The sequence below is a fragment of the Achromobacter sp. AONIH1 genome, assembly GCF_002902905.1.
Classification (GTDB): domain Bacteria; phylum Pseudomonadota; class Gammaproteobacteria; order Burkholderiales; family Burkholderiaceae_B; genus Achromobacter.
Genome location: NZ_CP026124.1, coordinates 5,118,455 through 5,141,079 on the forward strand (window position 1 = coordinate 5,118,455; position 22,625 = coordinate 5,141,079).

Consider the following 22,625-nt stretch of genomic DNA (forward strand, 5'->3'; position numbering starts at 1 on the left):
CGGCGAACCGGAGACAACCATGAACCTACGCGTCCTGCCGCCCGCCCTGTGCCTCGCCCTCGCGTCCGCCGCCTGGGCCGCGCCGCCCGTGGAACTGGAAGACCCCATGCGCGGCCCCACGCCCATCGCCGAGGAAGCCGACCCGCCGCTCATCAGCCCGATCGAGAACAAGGACATCAAGCGGATGCGCACGTATTCGATGCAGCCGCCCACCATCCCGCACAAGATCGACGGCTACCAGATCGACAAGAACTTCAATCGCTGCCTGGCCTGCCACGCGCGCGTGAACACCGAGGAAACGCAGGCCCCGCCGCTGAGCGTCACCCACTACATGGACCGCGACAGCAACGTGCTGGCCGAGGTCTCGCCCCGGCGCTACTTCTGCGTCCAATGCCACGTGCCGCAGGCCGAGGCCAAGCCGCTGGTGTCCAACACCTACGAGGACATCGACGTGATCCTCAAGCGCCTGACCGCGCCGGCCTCGGGCAAGCGCTGACGCCGACGGGAGGCCCGCATGGTCGCACTCATCAAGCGCTACTGGAACATCATCCGCCGCCCCAGCGTGCATTTCAGCCTGGGCTTCCTGACGGTGGGCGGATTCATCGCCGGCATCCTGTTCTGGGGCGCCTTCAACACCGCCATGGAGCTGACCAACACCGAAAAGTTCTGCACCGGCTGCCATGAGATGCGCGACAACGTGTACGCCGAGCTTAAGGGCACCATCCACTTCACCAACCGCTCCGGCGTGCGCGCACTGTGCTCCGACTGCCACGTGCCGCACAACTGGACCGACAAGATCGCGCGCAAGATGCAGGCATCCAAGGAAGTCTGGGGCAAGATCTTCGGCACCATCAGCACCCGCGAGAAATTCGTCGACAAGCGGCTGGAACTGGCGCGCCACGAATGGGCGCGCTTCAAGGCCAACGATTCGCTGGAATGCCGCAATTGCCACAACTATGAATACATGGACTTCACCCGCCAGAGCGTGCGGGCGCAGAACATGCACTCGACCTACCTGGCCGACAAGAGCAAGACCTGCATCGACTGCCACAAGGGCATCGCGCACCAGTTGCCGAACATCCCGCCGGGCGAGTTCTCGTCGGCGCCCGCGACGGGCAAGGAAAGCGCAAGTGCGGCCCGCTGACGCGCCGCCGCCCCTGCTGGCCGCGCACGGCATGATCTGCCCCCGGGGCGGACCGGCCGGGTTCGGTCCCGTGGACCTGGAACTGCACGCGGGCCGCCTGCTGCACCTGCGCGGCGCCAACGGCAGCGGCAAGACCAGCCTGCTGCGCATGCTGGCCGGACTGCTGCGCCCCCTGGCGGGCGAACTGCTGTGGCGGGCCGCGCCCGTCCGGCGCGACCCCGCCGCCTACTTCGCCGGCATGGCCTACCTGGGCCACGGCAACGGCCTGAACGGCGCCCTGAGCGCGCGCGAGCACCTGCGCTGCGCCCTGGCGCTGGCCGGCACGCCGCGCGCCGAGGCCGACATCGGCGCCGCGCTGGCCCGCTGGCGGCTGGATGGCTGCGCCGACGCATCCGCCGCCCGCCTGTCGCAGGGCCAGGGCCGGCGGTTGGCGCTGGCCGCCGTGGCACTGGGCGGCAAGCCGCTATGGCTGCTGGACGAACCCGACGCCGGCCTGGACGCCGCCAGCCTGGACCTGCTGCGCGAGGCGCTGCGCGTCCATCTCGCGGCCGGCGGCGGCGCCGTGGTCGCCTCGCACCGCCAGACCGCCGAACTCGTGCAGGCCGGCATCGCATCAACCCTGGACATGGATGGCTACGCGCATGCTGGCGACGTTGCGGCTGTTGGGACAACGTGACCTGAAACTGGCCTGGCGACGCCCGGCCGAAACGCTGGGCGCCACGCTGTTCTTCATCGTGGCCGGCACGCTGTTCCCGCTGGCCGTCGGCCCCGACCCCGAGCTGCTGCGCGCGATCGGCCCTGGCGTGCTCTGGGTCTGCGCCCTGCTGGGCCTGCTGCTGGGCCTGCAGCGCCCGTTCGGCCAGGACCTGGACAGCGGCGCGTTGGACCAGCTGCTGCTGTCCCCGCATCCGCTGCCGCTGCTGGTGGCCGTGAAGCTGGCGGCGCACTGGCTGTCGGCCTGCCTGCCCCTGGTCCTGGCGGGCCCGGCGCTGGCGCTGCAGTTCGGCCTCGCGCCCGAGGCCATCGGCGTGCTGGCGCTGTCGCTGCTGCTGGGCACACCGACGCTGGCGCTGGTGGGCGGCCTGGGCGCGGCGCTGACGCTGGGCCTGCGCGGCGGCGCGCTGCTGCCGCTGCTGGTGCTGCCGCTGTGCGTGCCGGTCCTGATCTTCGGCAGCGGCGCCGTCGCGGCCACGCAGGCGGGCCTGCCGGCCGGGCCGCAGCTGTCGCTGCTCGGCGCCTGCCTGTGCCTGGCCGCGCTGCTCTGCCCCTGGGCCACATCGGCCGCCTTGCGCGTCGCGCTGGATTGAGGAATGCCCATGCCTGAACAGCCCCTCCTCGCCCCCGCCACGCCGTCCGCCGCCGGCGGCTGGCTGCGCTATGCCTCGCCGACGCGCTTCCACCCCCTGGCCGGCCGCCTGGTTCCGCTGCTGGCGCTGGCCGCCTGCGCCTGCGGCGGCCTGGGGCTGTATGCCGGACTGGCGCTCGCGCCGGTCGACGCGCAGCAGGGCGAGGTCTACCGCATCCTGTTCATCCATGTGCCGGCGGCCTGGATGTCCATGTTCCTCTACCTGCTCATGGCCCTGTACGCGGCGCTGGGGCTGATCTACCGCACCCGCCTGTCGTTCATGATGATGCGCGCGCTGGCCCCCACCGGCGCGCTGTTCACCTTCCTGACCCTGTGGACCGGCGCGTTGTGGGGCAAGCCGACCTGGGGCGCCTGGTGGGTCTGGGACGCCCGGCTGACCTCCGAGCTGCTGCTGCTGTTCCTGTACCTGGGCTTCATGGCGCTGCAGGCCGCCACGGACGACGAACGCCGCGCCGACCACGGCGGCGCCATCCTGGCGCTGGCCGGCGCGGTCAACGTGCCCGTCATCTATTTCTCGGTGCGCTGGTGGAACACGCTGCACCAGGGCGCCAGCATCACCTTCACCAGCGCCCCCAGCATGGCCGACCCCATGCTCGGCGCCATGCTGCTGATGGTGGCCGCGTTCTGGCTGTACGGCGCGGCAGTGGTGCTGGCGCGCGTGCGCGGCATCATCGCCGAACGCGAGCCGGCCGCCCTGCTTGCGGGGGCCCGGCGATGAGCCTGGACACGCTGTTCTCGCTATCCGGACACGGCCCCTATCTGCTGGGCGCCTACGGGGTGACGCTGGCCGCGCTGGCATTGGAGGCGCTGCTGCTGTGGCGTCGCGCCCGCAAGCGCCGGCAAGGCCCCGGCGCGGACCTGCCATGAAGCCGGCCATCTCCCCGCGCCGGCGCCGCGCCCTGTTCCTGGCGGGCGGACTCGCCCTGCTGGCGCTGGCCGCCGCGCTGGTCATCAATGCGCTGCGATCGAACCTGGTGTTCTTCTTCAGCCCCACCCAGGTGGCGGCGCGCGAGGCGCCCCGCCATGGCAGCTTCCGCGTCGGCGGGCTGGTCGAGCCCGGCTCGCTGCGCCGCGACGCCGACGGCCTGACGCTGCGCTTCCGCGTGACCGACACCGCGCACGCCGTGCCCGTGGTCTATCGCGGGCTGGTGCCCGACCTGTTCCGCGAAGGCAAGGGCGTGGTCGCCGCCGGCAAGCTGGGCGAGGATGGCGTGTTCCGCGCCACCGAGGTGCTGGCCAAGCACGACGAGAACTACATGCCGCCCCAGGCCGCCGACGCCCTGCAGCGCGCGGCCGCCGCGCCCCGGCGGGAGGCGGCCCGATGATTCCCGAGATCGGCCTGTTCAGCCTGATCCTGGCGCTGCTGGCCGCGCTGGCGCTGGGCATCCTGCCGCTGGCCGGCGCCGCGCTGGACTGGCAGCCGGGACTGCGCGTGGCCCGGCCGGCGGCCTTCGCCCTGTTCGGCCTGACCACCGTCGCCTTCGCCTGCCTGTCGCTCTCTTTCGCCCGCAACGATTTCTCCGTGCTGTACGTGGCGGCCAATTCGCACGCCGACCTGCCGCTGGCCTACCGCTACGCAGCGGTCTGGGGCGGCCACGAAGGCTCGCTGCTGCTGTGGCTGTACCTGCTCACCGCCTGGACGCTGGCGGTGGCGCTGTTCAGCCGGCGCCTGCCGCCGGCCTTCGCCGGCCGCGCGCTGGCGGTGATGGGCTGGATCGGCGTGGGCTTCCTGCTGTTCCTGCTGTTCCTGTCCAACCCCTTCGAACGGCTGATGCCGGCCGCCATGCAGGGCCGCGATCTGAATCCGCTGCTGCAGGACCCGGGCATGATCCTGCATCCGCCCATGCTCTACATGGGCTATGTGGGCTTCTCGGTGGCCTTTGCCTTCGCCATCGCCGCGCTGCTGTCCGGCGAGCTGGACGCCATGTGGGCGCGCTGGGTGCGGCCCTGGACGCTGGCGGCCTGGACGTTCCTCACGCTGGGTATCCTGCTGGGCAGCGCCTGGGCCTACTATGTGCTGGGCTGGGGCGGCTGGTGGTTCTGGGATCCGGTCGAGAACGCCTCGTTCATGCCCTGGCTGGCAGGCACCGCGCTGATCCACTCGCTCATCGTCACCGAAAAGCGCGGCGCGTTCCGCAGCTGGACCGTGCTGCTGGCCATCGGCGCCTTCTCGCTCAGCATCCTGGGGACCTTCCTGGTCCGTTCCGGCGTGTTGACGTCGGTGCACGCCTTCGCCGTGGATCCGGGACGCGGACTGTACATACTCGGCTTCATGACGCTGATCGTCGGCGGCTCTCTGACCCTGTATGCCTGGCGCGCGCCCAAGGTCGGGCTGGGCGGCGGCTTCGGCCTGCTGTCGCGCGAATCGCTGCTGCTGGGCAACAACGTGGCGCTGGCGGTGGCGGCGGCCTCGGTCCTGCTGGGCACGCTGTACCCGGTGGTCCTGGACGTGCTGGATTGGGGCAAGATCTCCATCGGCCCGCCCTACTTCGAAGCGGTGTTCGTGCCGCTGATGGCGCCGGCCATCTTCCTCATGGGCGTGGGTCCGGTGGCGCGCTGGAAGCGCGCCGAAGCGCCGGACCTGGCCCGCCGGCTGCGGCTGGCCTTCGGCGTCAGCGTCGCCGCCGCCGTGCTGGCGCCGCTGGCCATGCCCGGGCCGGCGCGGCTGGGCTCGCCCCTGGTCGTGCTGGGCCTGTGGCTGGCGGGCTGGTCCGTGGCCAGCGCCTGCGCGCACGCCTGGCAGCGGCTGAACGACGGCGATGGGGCCTGGACTCGCCGGTTGCCGCGCCAGCCGCGCGCCTGGTACGGCATGCTGCTGGCCCATGCCGGCATGGGCGTCTTCATCGCCGGCGTCACGCTGGCCAACGGCTACGAGGTCAAGCGCGAGCTGCGCATGGCGCCCGGCGCGGTCGAGGAAGCCGGCGGCTACCGCTACGCCTTCGTCGGCCTGGAGCCGGCCGCCGGCCCGAACTACACGGCGCAGCGCGCGCGCTTCGACGTCTCGCGCGACGGCCGGACCGTGGCCGTGCTATATCCGGAAAAGCGCCTGTACACAGCCCAGGACATGCCGCTGTCGCAGGCCGCCATCGACAGCGGTTTCAGCCGCGACCTGTTCGTGGCGCTGGGAGAGCCGGCCGGCGGCGACGCCTGGACGGTGCGCCTGCAGACCAAGCCCTTCATGGCCTGGATCTGGGCCGGCTGCCTGCTGATGGCGCTGGGCGGCGCGCTGGCCGCCAGCGACAAGCGCTATCGCGAAGCGCGCGCGGCCCGGCGCGACGCCGCACCGGCGCTGACGACCCGCCGGGGAGAGATCTGATGCGCTACGTGCTGCCGCTGGCCGCCTTCCTGGCCATGGCCCTGTTCCTGGCGCTGGGCCTGTCGCGCGATCCGCGCGCCCTGCCCTCGGTCAAGGTCGACAAGCCGGCGCCGGCCATCGGCCTGCCGGTGCTCGGCCAGCCCGGCCAGCGGCTGGACGTGGACGCGCTGCGCGGCCAGGTCTGGCTGCTCAACGTCTGGGCCTCCTGGTGCGGACCGTGCCGGGACGAACTGCCGGTGCTGCGCGACGCCAGCCAGCGCCACGCCATTCCGCTATACGGCCTGAACTACAAGGACAAGCCCGAGGACGCGCTGGCGTGGCTGGCTCGCAACGGCGACCCCTATGCCGCGTCCGCCAGCGATCCGGACGGGCGCGTGGGCATGGACTATGGCGTCTACGGCGTGCCCGAGACCTTCATCATCGACCGCGACGGCCGGGTCCGCTACCGCCAGCTCGGGCTGATCACGCCCGCCATCTGGCGCGACCAGCTGCTGCCCCTGATCGAGTCGCTGCGATGACGCGCGCGCTGCTGCTCCTGATGCTGGCCCTGCATGCCGCCGCGCCCGCCCTGGCCGGCGAGACCACCGTCCCGCTTGCGCCCGCGCTGGCCGAACGCGCCGACCGGCTCGCGCACGGCCTGCGCTGCCTGGTCTGCCAGAACCAGAGCCTGGCCGAATCCAACGCCCCGCTGGCCGAGGACATGCGCGCGCTGATCCGCAAGCAGCTCGCCGAGGGCAGATCCGATCGCGAAGTCATGCGCTTCTTCGAGGACCGCTACGGCGATTTCGTGCGCTACGACCCGCCGTTCAAACCCGCGACCTGGCTGCTGTGGCTGGGACCCTTCGCGCTGCTGGCGGCGGGCGCGGCGGTCCTGTGGCGCGCCATCCGGCGCCGCCAGGACCCGCGCGCCCCGCTCACCGAGCAGGAACGCGCCCGCGCGACGCGCTTCCTGGACACCGAACCATGACCGCGCTCTGGCTCACCTTCCTGTTCCTGCTGCTGGCCGCGCTGCTTTGCCTGGTGGCGCCGCTGCTGCGCAAGACCGCCGCTGCCGCGACGGGCGCCGCCGAGGATGGCCTGCGCGACTTCTACCTGGCGCGGCGCGAGCAATTGCGGCTGGACGCGGCCGGCGGCGCGCCGGACCTGGCGGCCGAGGAAGAGCTGCAACGCGAACTGCTGCACGACCTGGCGCTGCGCCGCTCGGCGCGGCCGGCCCTGGGACGTCCCGGCGGACAGCGCGCCGCCCTGGCCACGGCCTGCCTGCTGAGCGTGACCGTGCCGCTGGCCGCGGCGGCCCTGTACGGCAAGCTGGGCAATCCGCGCGCGGCGGCCAGCGCCGCCCAGGTCGCCGCGCCGCAGCCGCACGAGGCCGACGCCGGCGACGACATGGCTCTGGCGGTCAATGCGCTGGCGCAGCGGCTGCGCGCCGCGCCTGGCGACGCCGATGGCTGGTACATGCTGGCCAGGTCCTATGAAACGCTGGGCCGCTACGGCGACGCCGTGGCCGCATACCGGGAAGTGCTGCGCCTGTACCCCGGCCAGCCCTCGGTGCTGGCTGACATGGCCGATGCCCTGCTGTCCGCCAACCAGGGCGCGCCCGACGCCGCGTCGATTGCCGCCGTCGCCCAGGCGCTGGCGGCGGAGCCGGATCATCCCAAAGCGCTGGCCCTGGCCGGCATGATGGCCTTGCGGCGCGGCGACGCGGCCGAGGCGCTGGGATACTGGGAGCGCCTGCGCCCGCTGTTGCCGCCGGATTCCGAGGCCGCGCGCCAGATCGAGAGCAATATCGCGCAGGCTCGGAACCTGGCCGCAACGGCCGGTCCGGCGCGCGCAACGATGGCCGCGCCAGCGCCGGCATCGGGCCCGACGCCAGGGCCTGCGTCCGCCAGCGCGCCGGAGCGTATCAGCGGACAGGCCCGCATCGCCGACGCGCTGCGCGCGCGGGTCCAGCCCGGGGACACGGTATTCATCCTGGCGCGCGCCATGGCCGGACCACGCATGCCGCTGGCGGTCCTGCGCCTGCGCGTCTCGGACCTGCCGCGCGCCTTCTCGCTCGACGACAGCCTCGCCATGTCGCCCGCCGCCCGGCTGTCGGCGGCCGGCGGCAAGGTCCGCGTGGAGATCCGCGTCAGCCGCGACGGCCTGGCCGCCGCGCAGCCGGGCGACGTGGCCGGCGCGCTGTCCGACGTGGCGCCCGGCAGCGCCGGCCTGGACCTGGTGGCCGACACCATCGCGCCCTAGCGCCTGTCGCCGTACTGCCGGCGCCATGCAGGCAAGGGCAATTGCCCGCTTCGAAGGAACCGCAAGGCCCGGCGAGGTCACACAAGGCTGGACGGCGCCCAATTCCGGCTTGCCGCGAACACTCGAACGCGCCATCGCGCGCATGGAGAACGGGCATGACCCTGACGGCCGACGCGTCTGCCTTGAGCTACTGGTACACGCTCGCCCGCGCCTGCGACGAGGGCGATGGCGCGAAGCACATCGGCATTGGCGCGAACGGCCTGCCATGCCTGGCCCCCAGCCCGCCCCCCAGGGTGGACAAGCATGCCAATGCGGGTGCCGTGACGCCATATCAGCAGTTCCTGACGCTGATCACGGGCGCTTCGCACGGCGTGGCCAGACTGATGTTGGAACGCGACATCGACCCGGAAGAAAAGCTGGCGCCCAGCCTGCGCCTGTCCACGGTGAAAACCTGCCTGCAGCATGCGGGATTCTGGGAGGGTCATCGGCTGCCAGACGACTGGCCGGCGCTGCCGGACTCGCTGCAGGGCGCGCGCGTGTTGCCGGATCGCGAGTCGAATCTTCCCCAGGCCTTCGATCAGATCCAGGCAGCGGTGCAAAAGAGAATCTCCGAAGCCTATGCGCGGTTGCCCGCCGGCGCCGGCACGCCGGCGAAGCTGGCGGCGATCATGCAGCTGCTCTGCGACGCCAGCGCGTTGCGCGAGAGGCTCGGCAAGGAATATGTCGATGCGATCCGCAACCTGCTGAGCCTGGAGGCCGCACAGCTACGCTTTGCCTCGGCCCTGCGCGACAGCGGATTTCCCTGCTTCGCGCAGATGCGCAATCCGCAGCGCGACGGCTACCGCCTGTTGATGGACGGCGACGATGCCGACTTCTGCAATCCCGCCCTGTACGAAGATGAGAGAGGCTACATGGCCGCGATGATGACCGCATTCACCAATATGCTGGGCGTGGTCAGGGAAAATCGACGGCTGGATGGCGCTCTCTTCGAGCAATACCACCGTTGGGCGGTGGAAGGCGTGAAGCACGACAATGGAACGGACCTTCCCCGGAACTATCGCGACAACGCATGGGTCACGTATGGCGCGGACTTCGGTGATGGCGATCTTGGCGTGAACCGCAAGCTCGAGTGGTTTGAGCGTCGGGAAAAATACTCGCCCCGTCAGCTATGGAGCGAGCTGAAAGGCGCCGGCGGCCATATGCGCGTGCACGCGTTCCCTCGGTCAGAGGAACAGTGCCGCGCGAAGGCCGACCAGATCATCAACGCACACTACGAGCGGATGGCGCTGTTGCAAGACACGCCGGGCCACGAACGCGAGGCCCTTGTGCTGGCATCGATCGCCGAATGCTGCCAGACCCTGGAGCAACACCACCTGTTCCCGGATGGGAACATACGCACCATTGCATTCCTGGTCCTGAATCACATGCTGCTCGAAGAGAACATGCTGCCCGTGACGCCGCATGATCCCAATCGGCTCGACGATCGCACCGGCGCGGAAATGGTCGAGCTGATCCGGCAGTGGCAGAACCGCTTCAAGGCATTGCAGGCAACCGACGCGCAATAGCCGGCAACGGCATCAGCGCGCCGCCAGGAACTGCCGCATGCGCTGCAATTCCTCGTCCAGCGCGCCCCGGAAGTCCGCGCCCCTGGGCGCCGCGCCGGCCACGTAGCCGAACGCCGGCTCCACGCTGCCGTCGCGCGCCGGCAGATTGGCCCAGCCGATCACGCGGCCCTGCCAGAGCATCGGCAGCGCGTAGTAGCCGAACTGACGCCGGGCCGGCGGCGTGTAGGCCTCGAACTTGTACGTCCAGTCCCAGAACAGCGTGAAACGACGCCGGTCCCAGACCACGGGATCGAAGGGAGCCAGGAGCCGCAGCCGCTCGTCGAACGCGTAGCGGCGCGAGCGCGGGTTCTCGTCGGCGGGCCAGTACCAGACGGTGCCGTCGATGCGGCAGCTCGCCAGCTGTTCGCGCGCGCGCCGCAACGCCGCCTGGATCGGCGCCGCCATGTGCGGCGCGCCATAGCCGAGCAGGCGCGCCAGATAAGTCAGGCTGGCCGCCGGCAAGGGCGCGTACTTGCGCACGACCAGATCGATCAGGGCCTGCGCGCGCCGGGCGCTGGCGGCCGGGCCGCCCTCGGCCGGCGGATGCGCCACCGCCTCGTAAACGCGCGTGCCGCTATCGCGCCGCTTCACCCGCAACAAGCCGCGATAGTGCATGTCGTCGAGCAGCTGCGTGCTGGCGTTGCTCGAGCCGCCCCAGTAGTTCTTCACGCGCCCATGCGCGAAGTGCTGATCGACCTCGCGCGGATGCACCGCGCCGCGCGCCCGCACGAAGTCCAGAACGTCGGCCGCCTTGCGCCGCGTCTCGGCGCTCCAGGCCTTGCGCGCCTGGCGCGGATGCATCAGGGCCAGGTGCTCGCGCGGCAGGAAACCGTAGTTGACCAGGCAGTCCTCATCGATCGCCAGGCGCGCGTAGCGGCTTTCCAGATCGCCGGCGCGGTAGTCCTTGACGCGGTGGCGCAGCGTCAGGTCCTGCGCCCGCGCCGGGGCGCGGATCGGATCGGCCTGCACGAAGCCCAGGCGGCGGATCGCCGCCGGCAGCGTGGTCGGGGTGAACAGGCTACGGGCGACGGCATAGCGGCGCAGGTCTTCGAGGCGGGGGTCCATGGTCAGATTCCGCCGCTCACGTCGAGGATGGCGCCGTTGGCGTAGGTCGCTTCGTCCGAGCAGAGCCACAGCACCGCGGCGGCGATTTCCTCGACGCGTCCGCCCCGGCCCATCGGCACGCGCGCGGCCACGCGATCGACGCGGTCCGGCTCGCCGCCGCTGGCATGGATCTCCGTGTATATGGACCCGGGGCGCACGGCGTTGACGCGTATGCCCTCGGCGCCAACCTCCTTGGCCAGCCCGATGGTCATGGTGTCGAGCGCGCCCTTGGACGCCGCATAGTCCACGTATTCACCAGGAGAACCCAGGCGCGCGGCGGCCGAGGACACATTGACGATGACGCCGCCCGCGCCGCCGTGCCGCTTGGACATCCGGCGCACCGCCTCGCGGGCGCACAGGAAGGGGCCGACCACATTGGCCTGCATGATGCGCTGCAGCCGCGCGGCGTCCATCTGCTCCACCCGCATCTGGGTCTCCAGGATGCCGGCGTTGTTCACCAGCGCGGCGACCGGTCCCAGCTCGCGGTCCGTGGCGCTGAACAGGGCCAGGATGCCGGCTTCGGTCGACACATCCGCGCCCACGGCGACGGCGGTGCCGCCCTGCCCACGGATCGCGTCGACCACCGCCTGCGCGCGATCGGCGCGCGACTTGTAGTTCACGCACACGGCGTAACCACGCGTGGCCGCGAGCGCGGCGACGGCGGCGCCGATGCCCCGGCTGGCGCCGGTCACGATCATGACTTGCTTCATTGCTGTGTTTCCTGCCCGTGGGAATGAGTAGGGATGGAAGAACCGTGCAGGGTTGATAATAGCCATCCATTCAAGCAGCGGAAAGAAAAGCCATATGGGCAGCATGATCATTGCGGGCGTTCTTATCGGCCTGATCGCCACGGCCCTGTCGGATCTTTGGGCAGTGTTCCTCGAAAAGGCATTCAAGGTGCCGAACTACGGCTTCGACGTCGTCGGCCGCTGGATCGGCCACATGGCGCGCGGGCAGTTCCTGCACAAGCCGATCTTCGCCTCGCAGCCGATTCCCGGCGAGAAGATCATCGGCTGGATCGCGCACTACGCGCTGGGCGCAGCATTCGGCTTCCTGCCGATCCTGCTCGGCGGCGGCGCGGGCTGGATTGCCAATCCGACATGGCTGGCCGCGATCGGAGCGGGCCTGCTCACGCTCGCAGTGCCCTTCTTCATCGTGGTTCCCGCGTTCGGCATGGGCGTGCTCTGTGCGCGCGCGCCGGATCCATGGGCGGCGCGCCGCCAGGGCGTAATCGCGCATCTGTACTACGGCGTCGCGCTGTACATCGCCGCGGTACTCGTGGCGATGTTGATGCGCTAGGAAATTCTCGACGTGAACGCGCCCTGGGCCGCCGCCCTGGCGTGCCTGGATCTGCCCGCGGCGGCCTTGAGCAGGCGCTGAAATGTCGGGCATTGCGCGTGGTTGGCGGCCGGACATTCGGCGGCATGACGCAGCCCCTGGCTCATCGCGCGCAGGCGCTTGATGGTCGCGTCGATCTGGTCCGCCTTGGCCAGCAACACCTGTCTGTCCACCCGAGGGCTCCCGTCGACTGGCAGCATGGCGCTGATCTCGTCCAGCGACAGCCCTCCGGCCTGCCCCAGCGCAATCAAGGCCAGCTGATCCAGCACGTCGGGCGCGAAACGCCGTCGCTCGCCCGCCTGGCTGACCGCCGTGATCAGGCCTTTCTTCTCGTAGAACCGCAAGGTGGAGGCGGGCAGGCCCGTGCGCCGGGCAACGTCCGAGATATCCATGAGGCGTCGCTTGACTTGAAGTTGACTTCAACTTCTATCATGCCTGCGCATTCGGATCTCCGCAATCGAAAGGAAGGGAAATGATATCGACGGACGCAACGGCAAGGCAGGCCCGGACAGGGACCGGCGCGGCGCGGGCCATCCCGCTATCGGTCCATCTGCTTGCCCTCAGCCTGTTTGCAATGGGCAGCGCCGAGTTTCTGATGGGAGGCATACTCCCGATGATCGCGGCCGATCTGCGCATCACGCTGCCGGCCGCGGGCGCATTGATCTCAGCGTTCGCGGTGGGCGCGCTGATTGGCGGGCCTGCATTTGCCATTCTGGCGCTGCGCTGGCCCGGCCGCCGCACCCTGTTCCTCAGCCAGATGGCCTTCATGGTCGCGACGGTAGTCAGCCTGCTTGCGCAAGGCTATTGGTCCATCCTGACCGCGCGTTTCGCGATGGGCCTGGCCTATGCCTGCTTCTGGGCGGTCGCGGCGGCAATGGCCGTGCAGCTCTCGCCGCCCGATCGGCGCGCCAAGGCGCTTGCCATCGTCGTAAGCGGCTTGACCGCCGCGATGGTCATCGGCGGACCCGTCGGCACATTCATCAGCGATGCGGCCGGCTGGCGCGGCGGCTTCTGGGCGGTGGTGGCGGTAACGGCGATATCCGCGGTGGCCGGCCTGGCGGCGCTGCCGGCAAAGACGCCCGGCCAGGCCGCCGTGCCGGACCTGGGCATGGAACTGCGTGCCATGAAGCGTCCCGCTCTTTGGGTGGCCTATGCCACGACCATGGTCACCACGGCGGCCTACATGGGAACGTTCGGCTACCTGGGCGCCCTGCTGCTGGACGTGAGCGGTGTCGCCGCCGCCTGGCTGCCCGCCGTGCTGACCCTGTTCGGCGTCGGCGCCTTCGTCGGACTGACGATTGGAGGCCGAACCGCCGATCACCACCCGTTCCGCACGCTCGTCACGGGAACCGTCGGCCTGATCCTCGCGTCCGCTGCCATGGCGCTGTTTGCCTCCCATCGGGAAACCACCATCGCACTGGTATTCCTGCTCGGCCTGGCGGGCTTCCTGCTGAACCCGGCGGTCTGGGTTCGCGTCTACACCTTGGCGCCAGATGCGCCGATGCTCGCGGGAGCCACGAACTCATCCGCCTTTCAGGCCGGCCTGACGCTTGCGCCCCTGCTCGCGGGCCTGCCGCTCAGCCTGGGCCACGGCTTGCCCTCGGTGGGCTGGATCGGCGTGGCGCTGGGCGTGGCCGCGCTTGGCTTGGCAGTCCTGGACAGACGGTTGAGCGGCCAGGGAACTCGCAACAGGTCGTGATAGATTTGTCCGAGAGTCGCCGAACGACGCGTTGCATCGGGAAATCGGTCCAGGCATGCGACAGGCCGGGAAACAAGCGCGACCTGCCTGATACGGTTCTCAGCGCTGTTCCACCGGAACTGAACCCGCAATCGGCGGCGGGGCGGCAACGCTGTGCGCCTGCACGATGCCCGCCCCGACCAGGATCAACCCCACGCCCACCAGACGCCCCAGCGCGATGGGCTTGGGCGCCAATCCCATCAGACCGAAATGGTCGATCACCAGCGACGCCAGCATCTGCCCCGCCATCACGCTGACGATGAAGCTGGCCGCGCCCAGCTTGGGCGTCAACACCAGCGCCGCCGTCAGATAGGCCACGCCGGCGACGCCGCCCAGCCAGAGCCAGGCCGGCCCCTGGACCGCCGCGCCGACCGTGGGCGCCGGCACGCGCATGACGAACAGCAGCGGCAGGACCACCACGATGCTGACGAGCAGCGACGTGAGTGTGGCCCATAGCGGATGACCCAGCATGCGTCCCAGGGCGGCATTGCTGCCGCCCTGGAAGGGCACGGCGGCGCCGGCCAGCAAGGCAACGGCCATGGATAAAAGACTGGAAAGAGACAAAGACCCGTTCATGGCAGGCGCTCCAATGAAATCAGCAAGGACTTCATCGTGATTCATTCGCATGCGGAATGGAAATTCTAATTCCGCACATATACTATTCGTGTAATGGATGATCTTCGCCGCATCGACCTCAACCTGCTGTTGACGCTCCAGGCGCTCCTGGCGGAAAAACACGTCACCCGCGCCGCATTGCGCCTGTACAAAAGCCAGCCGGCGGTGAGCCACGCGCTGGCGCAGCTGCGCGACATCTTCCAGGATCCCCTGCTGATCCGCCAGGGCGGCGGCATGGCCCTGACACCACGCGCTCGGGAACTGCAGCAACCGCTGGAAGCGGCGCTCGGGCAACTCAACGCGCTGTTGCACAAGGGCGAATTCGACTCCTCGCGAGCCGTGCGCCGCTTTCGCGTGGCGCTGTCCGACTATGCGGCCCACCTGCTGCTGCCGCCGCTGCTGCGGCAACTGCGCGCCCAGGCGCCGGGGATAGACATGGCCATCAGCCAGGCCAGCCGCGAGGCCATGCTGGCGCAACTGGCCGACGGGGAAATCGACCTGGCGCTCGGCGTCTTTCCAGACGCGCCCGGCGACATCAAGCGCGAGACGCTGTTCGAGGAACACTTCGTCAGCGTTGCCGACCGGCGATCGCTGCCCCCCCAGGGGCGACCTGCCGTTGCCGCAATGGCTGGAGCGCCCCCACGTATTGGTCGCGATGCGACCCGACGCCGAAAACGAGATCGACGCCGCGCTGAAGGCGCAGGGCCTGCGCCGGCATGTCGCCCTGACGCTGCCGCACTGGAGCGCGTCGACGGAAGTGCTGGCCGGCACCGACCTGATCCTGACGGTTGCCAGCAGGGCCCTGGCGAACGTCGCCTCGGGCAAGGCCTTGAGACAGTTCAAGCCGCCCTTCGACCTGCCGTCATTCTCATTCCAGCAGGCATGGCACGGCAGGCGCGATTCCGATCCAGCGCTTTGCTGGCTGAGAAGCGTCGTGATCAGCTGCTGTTAGTGCGGATTGGCGCGGGCCAGCGCCGCCAAGAAACCAGGTGCGAACGAAAACAGGCGCCGCCCACGCGGGCGGCGCCTGTACTCACCTCACGGACGAACCGACGGATCCGTCTAGACGCGCTCGATCCTGGCCGGCAAACCCTGCCGCACCGCCGCGCCCGACACCCAGTCGATCCACACGTTGGCATGCGCCCCGCGCGTGGGATCGCCGAAGCCCAGGTCGTTCAGGTTCACCCCGGCGGCCAGCGCCGGATTGTGCGGCATGGCCTTGCCGTCGACCACGTGCGCGCGCGCGCCCAGCTCGGTATGCCCGTAGCCGTGCTCGATGCCCACCGCGCCCGGCTGGATGCCGTCGCGCAGCAGCGCCAGCCCGATCACCGACCCGCCCGGCGTGACGATGCGGACCTTGTCACCGTTGCGCAGCCCCAGCCGCTCGCCATCCTGGCGGTTGATCGACACGGGGTTGTGCGGGTGCACCTGGCGCAGCCGGTCCACGCCGATCGAGATCGAGCTCATCAGGTTGGACTTGAAGGAGCTGAGCAGGAAGGGCCAGTCCTGGCGCGGATATTCGGCGCGCACGTCGCGGCCGTCGGCCAGGCGCGCCGGATACCAGGTCGGGCAGCCGCTGTAGCGCTCGCCGGTCATGGCATGCCGAAAGCCCGCCAGCTCCTCGCTCCAGACCTGCAGCGGCTTGGCCCAGGCCTGGCGCGTCTGCCCGGCCTCGGTCCAGGCGTCCTGCATGCGGTCGAAGCGCCCGCCCCGGCTCATCAGCATCGCCACCTGGCGCCACTCGCCCGGCTTGAGCTTGGCCTGCAGCAGCGCGGCGTAGCGGTCCACGCCGGTCAGCGCCATGTCGTCGTCGCTGGCCTCTGGCACGGGCTTGCCGGCGGCGTAGGCGATGTTGGCCATGCCGCGCAGGAAGAAGTCCTCGGGTGTGTCCAGCGCGTACTTGGCGCCGTCCTTATCCGTGATGGCGCCGGCGCCGAAGCCCGGCATGCCCAGGCGCTTGGCGCAGGCGATCAGGAAGGTTTCCAGGCACACCGGCTCGTCCGTGGCGGTGCGTGCCACGCGCGGCTGCACGGCGGGCCAGCGCACGGTGGAGGCCTTGGCGATCACGTCCGCCCAGGGCGCGGACATGCCCCAGCTTTCATAGGTCACGGTGTCCGGCACGATGTAGTCGGCCAGCGCGCTGGTCTCGTTGATGAACGGATTGATCGAGACGGCCAGCGGCAGCGCGCGCGGATCCTTGAGCTTGTCGGCCAGGGCCTGGCGAAAGCCCGCGATGCCGTAGACCGGATTGCTCATGTGGTTGAACCAGACCTTGGCGCGATACGGGTAGCCCGCCAGCGCCGAGGCCAGCATTTCCGAGCTGAGTCCGCCGGTGGCCGGATACCAGGGCGCGGCGGCCGGATAGGCCGGCTGGCCCGCCGCCTTCTTGCGCTTGAATTCGCTCGACTTCTCGTAGGGGAAGCGATTGCGCGACAGGCCCACGCCCTTGGGCGTGGCGCGGTTGGCGAAGCCGGCGATGTTGTAGCGTGGGCCCGCGCCATAGGGCGGAAACGGACCGGCGTCCAGCACCAGCCCGCCCTCCACGTTCAGGTTGCCGACCAGCGTGTTCAGCATGGCGATGGCATAGGCGGTGTAGAAGCCCGCGCCGCTCATCGTGCCGCCGTGGGCATCGGCCACGGCGCGCTTGCCGTAGCTGGTGAAGCGCCGGGCCAGTTCGGCGATCTTGTCCGCCGGCACGCCGCAGAGCGCGGCGTACTCATCCAGCGTCTTGCGGCGCGCTTCCTCGCGCAGCAGCCACAGGGCGCTGCGCACGGCCAGCGCGCCGGGCGCGCCGTCCAGGCCGGGCGTCGCCACGGCGTCCTCGACGTACAGCTGCGCCTCGGCCGCGACGGTGTGCGGCGCCAGCGTGCCGTCGGCCAGGCGCACCACGTACACGTCTTCCCATTTCTCGTCGGCGTCGGCCGGCTTGGCCCAGCCCAGGTCGGCGCCGCGCAGGAAGCTGCCCATGCGCGGATGACCGGGTTCGGCCACCACCAGATGGGTGGCGTTGGTCCAGGCCGCCTCGCCGGCCGCCTTCATGGCCTGCGGGCCGGGCTGGGCCAGCGCGCGCGCGTCGTGGCGCTCGTTATCCAGGATCCAACGGATCAGGCCCATCGCCAGCGCCAGGTCGCTGGCCGGGTTGACCGGCACCCATTCATTGCCCGAACCGGCCGACAGGCTGGACGAGGCCGGCAGCACGGGCGACACCACCACATACTGGAAGCCCTCTTCCTGCGGCCGCGTGCGCGCCTCGGCCAGCTGCCGCGCCTGGCGCTGGAACGGGTTGCCGGCCTGGGCCGGCGCCGCGCCGATGAACAGGCCGAAGCGCGCGTTGTCCCAATCCGGCTTGCCGTGCGGCATGCCTTTCAGGTCGCCCAGCGCGGCGCCCGCGCCCACGCGGAAGCTCTGTCCGCAGTATGAACCGTGGTTGCCGAAATTGACCGTGCCGAAGGACTGGCCCGCGAAGCGCTGGATCAGCGGCGTGCGGCCCTCGTTCGACGCGTCGGTGAACAGGAACTGGTTGACCTTGGCGCCGTACTCCGGGTTGGCCGGATCCAGCGGCGTCTCGCGGTCGTAGATCGCGCGCAGGCCGTCCACATGGCCCTCGCCGAACAGGTCGCCACCCTCGCACACTTCCTGCACCAGCTGTTCGAAGGAAATGGTCTGCCACTTGCCGGCGCCGCGCGGACCGACGCGCTTGAGCGGCTGCAGCACGCGATACGGGCTGTGCAGCTGCTCCAGCATGGCCGAGCCGCGCGCACAGGACGTGGCGCGGCCTTCCAGGCCGTTGTCGCCGCCCAGCTGCGCGTAGACTTCGCGCACCGGCGTCTCCATGGCGGCCGGGCGCGTGGTGGCCAGCGGATGATACGGATTGCCGGCCACGCGCAGGATGCGGTTTTCCTTGGCGTCCACGCGCAGGCGCACGCCGCACTGCGTCCAGCAGCCCAGGCAGCTCGACGGGCTGACCGTCTGTCCCGGCTGGGCGCTCAGCACGCCGGAGACCGGGTCGATGCGGAACTCGGGCGTCAACGAATTGCCTCGCACCGCATGCGCCGTGGGCGCGCCGGCCGTGCCTTGCGCCAGGCCCTTGACGGCCTTGACCACGGTCTCGCCGTAGCCGGCGGCGAACGCGGCCATGCCACCCGCCACCACGCCGCCGCGCAGCATCAGCTTGCGCCGGGCTTCGTCGCGCGGCTGTTCCTGGGTCGATTCCGGCGCGTCCTGCGCCATGCCGGGCTTGCCGGTCTTGTCGTCTTCGTGTTGCTTGTCCATAGCTACTCTTTCCTCAATCCTTGCTGCCGCCGGCTCAGGCCGACACGCCGCGGTCGCGGGCCGGGAACAGGTCCAGCGCGTAAGTCACCGCCGCGACCAGCGCCACGCACAGACCCAGCACGCCCGCCATGCCCAGCAGCCCGTCGCTGCCCCAGGGCATGTCGTACAGGTACAGGCCGGCGCCATACTTCGGCACGCCCTGCACGCTCATGAACACCACCCAGCGGAAGATCCAGGCCGCCGCCAGCATGGTCAGCGCCAGTGCGCCCGAGGCCAGCGGCGTGGCCAGCGCGCGGGCCGGCTTCTGCAGCAGGCCGACGATGCAGAAGCCCGTGGCGACCGCGCCGGCCAGGCTGATGCGCCAGATCGGGAATTCGCGGAACAGGCGCAGCGCGGCCTCGAACGACGGGTCCACGCCCAGCAGGCCCAGCACGGCCCAGGCCCCCGCGCCCAGCGCCATCAGCACCACCGCGCTCAGGCTGAGCTGGCGCAGCATGTCCACCGGCAGCGCCTTGAGCCCGCCGGGCAGCCAGCGCGCCACCAGGAACATGGCGCCCAGCGCGCCCAGCCAGGCGGTCAGCGCGAAGTTCACCGGCAGGAACACCGTGTGCCACAGCGGCCGCGAGCGCAGCACCATGACCTCGGCGCCGGTGTAGACCAGGATGGACACGGCCGACAGGGCCAGCGCCACGCCCAGCAGGCGCATCAGGCCCGTGCGGCCCCACCACCAGGCCGCGCCAAACAGCACGGCCAGCCCCACGAAGCAGGGCAGCAGCAAGGCGCCCAGCCACATCCACGACCAGGGCGTGGCATGCGCGTAGAAATGCCAGAAGCGGCCCGGCTGGTGCAGGTCGGCCAGCAGCGAGATGGGCGCGGCGATGGCGCTGACCAGCAGCACCGCCACCGCCGACGGCAACAGCCGCCGCGCCGGCGAGCCGGGCTTGCCGAAGGCCGAGAAGGCCGCCGTCAACGCCGTCGTGGCGCTGATGCCGACCAGGAAGAAATACTGCACGGCCCAGGGCAGCCAGGCGGCGTCGTAGACCGGCGTGAGCAATTCAGAAATCTGCATGAAAATCCCCTTCCCGTCTCAATGTCCACCGGCCAGCCGCACGCCGCCCTGGCCGTCCACCTGATGCACGAACGCGTCGGGCAATCCGATGTAATAGACGTGCGGATCGGTCTTCATCTCGGGCTTGAGCACCTTGATGTCGGCCTTGTTCTCGGCCATCAGGCGCGAGATCGCGCTGTCCGGATCGTTCAGGTCGCCGATGATGCGCGCGCCGCCCACGCAGCTTTCCACGCAGGCCGGCAGCAGGCCGACCTCGAGCCGGTGCTCGCAGAACGTGCACTTGTCGGCGGCCTGGGTCTCGTGGTTGATGAAGCGCGCGTCATACGGACAGGCCTGCACGCAGTAGGCGCAACCCACGCAGCGTTCGTTGTCGACCAGCACGATGCCGTCCTCGCGCTGGAAGGTGGCCTGCACCGGACAGACCGGCACGCAGGGCGGGTTGTCGCAGTGGTTGCACAGGCGCGGCAGCATGACCATGGCGGCCTGGCCCTGGTCGGGCACGACCTCGTACTGCAGCACGGTGGTGCGGAACTGCCCCACTGGCGGCTGGTTCTCCAGCGAACAGCTGACCGTACAGGACTGGCAGCCGATGCACTTGCGCATGTCCACCAGCATGCCGTAGCGCTTGCCAGCCATGCCCGGCCGCCGTGGCGGCTGGCCGTTGATGCCGGGCATGGCCTCGGCGTGTATCGGTATGACGGTGGCCGCGGCCCCCAGCCCGAGCAATCCCTTCAGGAAGCCTCGCTTGCCCGGGAGAGGGGTTTCCGGGGGGCTTGGGGGGGTACGCATATGCTTCTCCGTGCTTTCAGCTAGTTGTTGGAATTAACTTATCACCCGGAGTTATATAGAGCGTTGACCTGGATCAATTAGGGGACGGAATAGTGGGAAAATCGCGGTCCGGCCACGCCTGGACGCACATGGACGCGCGCGAATGCCCGGCGGCGGGCGACGGATGACGTCTGACGGCCACAGGCGACAGACGGCGGCGGGCGGCGGCATCCGCCGGCCGGAAAGGCAACGGGCGTGGGCGCTCAGCCCTGCCCGGCGGGCAGGCTCAAGCCGGACCGCCAGGCGGCCAGCTTCTGTTCATAGCTGATGGCGGCATGCGCCGGGCTGGTCGACGGCAGGTCCAGGCAGACGAGCGGGTCGGCCAGCGCGGCCGGCAGCGACGGCAGCACCTGGCGCCGGAACAGGCTGGCGGCCTTGCCGCCGTTCAGGCAAACGCGGCGCAGCCGCGGATGCGCGCGCAGGAAGCCGGCGAAGTCGTTGGGCACCGCATTGCGGATGTCGGCGTCCAGGCTGCCTTCGCGCTCGCACCCTTGCAGCACGTCCCACAAGGCCACGCCGGCCTGCGTCAAGCGCTCCAGCCGCAAGGCATAGTCCAGCGCCGGATCGAAGCCGAGGATCTCGGCCGCGATCGGCCAGAAGGCGTTGCGCGGATGCGCGTAGTAGCGGCCCTGGCGCAGCGAGATGGCGCCGGGCATGGAGCCCAGCACCAGCACCCGGGCCTGCGGCGTCGTCACCGGGGCGAAGCCCTGCAGGACCGGCGCGTCCGCCGGCGCCGCCCCGTCCCGCGCGTGGCGCGCGGCCTGGCTGGCGGGCCGCCCGGCGGCAGGAGCGCTGTCTGTCTTTTTCATGCCGCAAGGATAGCGCGCCGTTCGCGAACGTCGATTGCCGGACGGCGCAAGCCCGATGCGCGATGCCGGCCCGTGATCGTCCGATGGATGGAACGGTGCTTGCCAGCGGCGGCACTACCGCTATGGCCGGGCCGCCCTTATCTTCTTACTCATGACGAACGGCCCCGCAGGGGCCGCGCAACAGGAACTGACGCCATGAAGAAGATCCTCGGCCTGCACGCCAGCCCCCGTCCCCACTGGGTGGGCGACGGCTTTCCGGTGCGCTCGCTGTTCTCGTACAACGACAGGGACAAGGACACCAGCCCCTTCCTGCTGCTGGACTACGCCGGCCCGGCGCATTTCGAGCCGGCCGGGCGTCCGCGCGGCGTGGGCCAGCACCCGCATCGCGGCTTCGAGACCGTGACCATCGTCTACAGCGGCGAGGTCGCGCACCGCGACTCCGCCGGCAATGGCGGCGTCATCGGTCCCGGCGACGTGCAGTGGATGACGGCGGCCTCGGGCATCGTGCACGAGGAATTCCATTCCGACGCGTTCACCCGCCAGGGCGGCGAGCTGGAAATGGTGCAGCTGTGGGTCAACCTGCCCGCCAAGGACAAGATGGGGCCGGCCGGCTACCAGGGCATCCAGGCCGCCGACATCCCGTCCGTGGATCTGCCCGACGGCGCCGGCACGCTGCGCGTGATCGCCGGCAGCTATGCGGGCCACGCGGGGCCGGCGCGCACCCATACGCCGATGGATGTCTGGGACGTGCGGTTGGCGGCCGGCAAGTCGGCGCGCTTTCCGATCGCATCGGGCCGCAACAGCATGCTGGTGGCGCTGCGCGGCACGCTGTTGGTGAACGGCGAGTCGGTGGCGCGCGATGCGCAGCTGGCGCTGTTCTCGCGGGACGGCGAGGATATTACGGTCGAAGCCAACAACGACGCCGTCTTCCTGGTGCTGTCGGGCGAGCCGATCGACGAGCCTGTGGTGGGTTACGGCCCGTTCGTGATGAACACGCAGGCGGAAATCGTGCAGGCCTTCGCCGATTTCAGGTAGACGGCCACCCCCGAGGCGCTCACGCGCCTCCCACTCATGGGGGCGCCGCTGCGGACCGGCAAAGCCGGCTCCGCGCGGCCCCGGTCACAGCGTTCTTGCAGTGGTCGGCGATGCCAGACTTGCAGCCTCTCTTGCTGGCGAGGATC

At 70.3% G+C, this 22,625-nt stretch carries 23 protein-coding genes and 1 pseudogene; 16 read left to right on the forward strand and 8 right to left on the reverse strand.

Annotation, left to right across the window (positions count from 1 at the left end; all coding sequences use genetic code 11):
• Positions 1–19: 19 nt before the first annotated feature.
• The 12 genes from C2U31_RS23430 to C2U31_RS23485 all read left to right on the forward strand — a co-directional run bounded on the left by C2U31_RS23430 (position 20) and on the right by C2U31_RS23485 (position 9,632).
• Positions 20–496, forward strand: a complete 477-nt coding sequence (locus C2U31_RS23430) for a nitrate reductase cytochrome c-type subunit (RefSeq protein WP_103274991.1) — start codon at positions 20–22, stop codon at positions 494–496.
• Between the two features lie 18 nt (positions 497–514).
• Positions 515–1,144 (forward strand): cytochrome c3 family protein, encoded by a 630-nt coding sequence (locus tag C2U31_RS23435; RefSeq protein WP_103274992.1) that lies wholly within the window; start codon positions 515–517, stop codon positions 1,142–1,144.
• Positions 1,131–1,820, forward strand: a complete 690-nt coding sequence (ccmA, locus tag C2U31_RS23440) for a heme ABC exporter ATP-binding protein CcmA (protein ID WP_103274993.1) — start codon at positions 1,131–1,133, stop codon at positions 1,818–1,820. Before C2U31_RS23435 ends, ccmA begins: the two co-directional genes overlap by 14 nt.
• Positions 1,786–2,451, forward strand: a complete 666-nt coding sequence (gene ccmB / locus C2U31_RS23445) for a heme exporter protein CcmB (protein WP_103274994.1) — start codon at positions 1,786–1,788, stop codon at positions 2,449–2,451. The genes ccmA and ccmB overlap by 35 nt, the downstream gene beginning before the upstream one ends.
• Before the next feature lie 9 nt (positions 2,452–2,460).
• A complete protein-coding gene (gene ccmC, locus C2U31_RS23450) occupies positions 2,461–3,228 on the forward strand; it encodes a heme ABC transporter permease CcmC (RefSeq protein ID WP_199770878.1) in 768 nt (255 codons plus the stop codon).
• The gene (gene ccmD / locus C2U31_RS23455) at positions 3,225–3,377 is read left to right on the forward strand and encodes a heme exporter protein CcmD (RefSeq protein WP_103274996.1); all 153 of its coding nucleotides are present in this window, start codon (positions 3,225–3,227) and stop codon (positions 3,375–3,377) included. The genes ccmC and ccmD overlap by 4 nt, the downstream gene beginning before the upstream one ends.
• On the forward strand, positions 3,374–3,835 hold the full coding sequence (gene ccmE, locus C2U31_RS23460; RefSeq protein ID WP_103274997.1) for a cytochrome c maturation protein CcmE: 462 nt from the start codon (positions 3,374–3,376) through the stop codon (positions 3,833–3,835). Before ccmD ends, ccmE begins: the two co-directional genes overlap by 4 nt.
• Positions 3,832–5,826, forward strand: a complete 1,995-nt coding sequence (locus tag C2U31_RS23465; protein WP_103274998.1) for a heme lyase CcmF/NrfE family subunit — start codon at positions 3,832–3,834, stop codon at positions 5,824–5,826. The genes ccmE and C2U31_RS23465 overlap by 4 nt, the downstream gene beginning before the upstream one ends.
• Positions 5,823–6,344: a DsbE family thiol:disulfide interchange protein gene (locus C2U31_RS23470; RefSeq protein ID WP_103276536.1), complete on the forward strand. Its 522-nt coding sequence runs from the start codon at positions 5,823–5,825 to the stop codon at positions 6,342–6,344. The genes C2U31_RS23465 and C2U31_RS23470 overlap by 4 nt, the downstream gene beginning before the upstream one ends.
• A complete protein-coding gene (locus C2U31_RS23475) occupies positions 6,341–6,793 on the forward strand; it encodes a cytochrome c-type biogenesis protein (protein WP_103274999.1) in 453 nt (150 codons plus the stop codon). The genes C2U31_RS23470 and C2U31_RS23475 overlap by 4 nt, the downstream gene beginning before the upstream one ends.
• Positions 6,790–8,067, forward strand: a complete 1,278-nt coding sequence (gene ccmI / locus C2U31_RS23480; protein WP_103275000.1) for a c-type cytochrome biogenesis protein CcmI — start codon at positions 6,790–6,792, stop codon at positions 8,065–8,067. Before C2U31_RS23475 ends, ccmI begins: the two co-directional genes overlap by 4 nt.
• A gap of 155 nt (positions 8,068–8,222) precedes the next feature.
• Positions 8,223–9,632, forward strand: coding sequence for a hypothetical protein (locus C2U31_RS23485; RefSeq protein ID WP_103275001.1), 1,410 nt, complete (start codon positions 8,223–8,225; stop codon positions 9,630–9,632).
• 12 nt (positions 9,633–9,644) lie between these two features.
• Here C2U31_RS23485 and C2U31_RS23490 read toward each other — a convergent pair whose 3' ends face one another.
• Positions 9,645–10,736 (reverse strand): DNA glycosylase AlkZ-like family protein, encoded by a 1,092-nt coding sequence (locus C2U31_RS23490; protein ID WP_369869696.1) that lies wholly within the window; start codon positions 10,734–10,736, stop codon positions 9,645–9,647.
• Between the two features lie 2 nt (positions 10,737–10,738).
• Positions 10,739–11,485, reverse strand: a complete 747-nt coding sequence (locus tag C2U31_RS23495) for an SDR family oxidoreductase (protein ID WP_103275002.1) — start codon at positions 11,483–11,485, stop codon at positions 10,739–10,741.
• 94 nt (positions 11,486–11,579) lie between these two features.
• On the opposite strand from C2U31_RS23495, the gene C2U31_RS23500 reads away from it, so the two are divergent.
• Positions 11,580–12,074, forward strand: a complete 495-nt coding sequence (locus tag C2U31_RS23500; protein ID WP_103275003.1) for a DUF2938 family protein — start codon at positions 11,580–11,582, stop codon at positions 12,072–12,074.
• On the opposite strand, the gene C2U31_RS23505 is transcribed toward C2U31_RS23500, so the two are convergent.
• Complete coding sequence (locus tag C2U31_RS23505; protein WP_103275004.1) at positions 12,071–12,505, reverse strand: helix-turn-helix domain-containing protein; 435 nt, start codon at positions 12,503–12,505, stop codon at positions 12,071–12,073. The two genes, C2U31_RS23500 and C2U31_RS23505, sit on opposite strands and share 4 nt — an antisense overlap.
• 80 nt (positions 12,506–12,585) lie before the next feature.
• Here C2U31_RS23505 and C2U31_RS23510 point away from each other — a divergent pair, with 80 nt between their 5' ends.
• Positions 12,586–13,812 (forward strand): MFS transporter, encoded by a 1,227-nt coding sequence (locus tag C2U31_RS23510; RefSeq protein WP_103275005.1) that lies wholly within the window; start codon positions 12,586–12,588, stop codon positions 13,810–13,812.
• 99 nt (positions 13,813–13,911) lie between these two features.
• Here C2U31_RS23510 and C2U31_RS23515 read toward each other — a convergent pair whose 3' ends face one another.
• Complete coding sequence (locus C2U31_RS23515) at positions 13,912–14,478, reverse strand: DMT family transporter (RefSeq protein ID WP_369869697.1); 567 nt, start codon at positions 14,476–14,478, stop codon at positions 13,912–13,914.
• A gap of 42 nt (positions 14,479–14,520) precedes the next feature.
• Between C2U31_RS23515 and C2U31_RS23520 the strand changes: the two are divergent.
• Positions 14,521–15,418 (forward strand): annotated as a pseudogene (locus C2U31_RS23520) (LysR family transcriptional regulator).
• Between the two features lie 110 nt (positions 15,419–15,528).
• Here the strand turns inward: C2U31_RS23520 and C2U31_RS23525 are convergent.
• From C2U31_RS23525 to C2U31_RS23540, 4 genes are all read right to left on the reverse strand, one after another.
• Positions 15,529–18,696, reverse strand: a complete 3,168-nt coding sequence (locus tag C2U31_RS23525) for a tetrathionate reductase subunit A (RefSeq protein WP_103276538.1) — start codon at positions 18,694–18,696, stop codon at positions 15,529–15,531.
• A gap of 76 nt (positions 18,697–18,772) precedes the next feature.
• The gene (gene nrfD, locus C2U31_RS23530) at positions 18,773–19,807 is read right to left on the reverse strand and encodes an NrfD/PsrC family molybdoenzyme membrane anchor subunit (RefSeq protein ID WP_103275007.1); all 1,035 of its coding nucleotides are present in this window, start codon (positions 19,805–19,807) and stop codon (positions 18,773–18,775) included.
• Between the two features lie 18 nt (positions 19,808–19,825).
• Positions 19,826–20,596: a sulfate reduction electron transfer complex DsrMKJOP subunit DsrO gene (gene dsrO / locus C2U31_RS23535; protein ID WP_103275008.1), complete on the reverse strand. Its 771-nt coding sequence runs from the start codon at positions 20,594–20,596 to the stop codon at positions 19,826–19,828.
• A 242-nt stretch (positions 20,597–20,838) separates the two neighbouring features.
• The gene (locus C2U31_RS23540; RefSeq protein ID WP_103275009.1) at positions 20,839–21,444 is read right to left on the reverse strand and encodes a DNA-deoxyinosine glycosylase; all 606 of its coding nucleotides are present in this window, start codon (positions 21,442–21,444) and stop codon (positions 20,839–20,841) included.
• A 195-nt stretch (positions 21,445–21,639) separates the two neighbouring features.
• Here C2U31_RS23540 and C2U31_RS23545 point away from each other — a divergent pair, with 195 nt between their 5' ends.
• Positions 21,640–22,479: a pirin family protein gene (locus C2U31_RS23545; RefSeq protein WP_103275010.1), complete on the forward strand. Its 840-nt coding sequence runs from the start codon at positions 21,640–21,642 to the stop codon at positions 22,477–22,479.
• Positions 22,480–22,625: the final 146 nt, after the last annotated feature.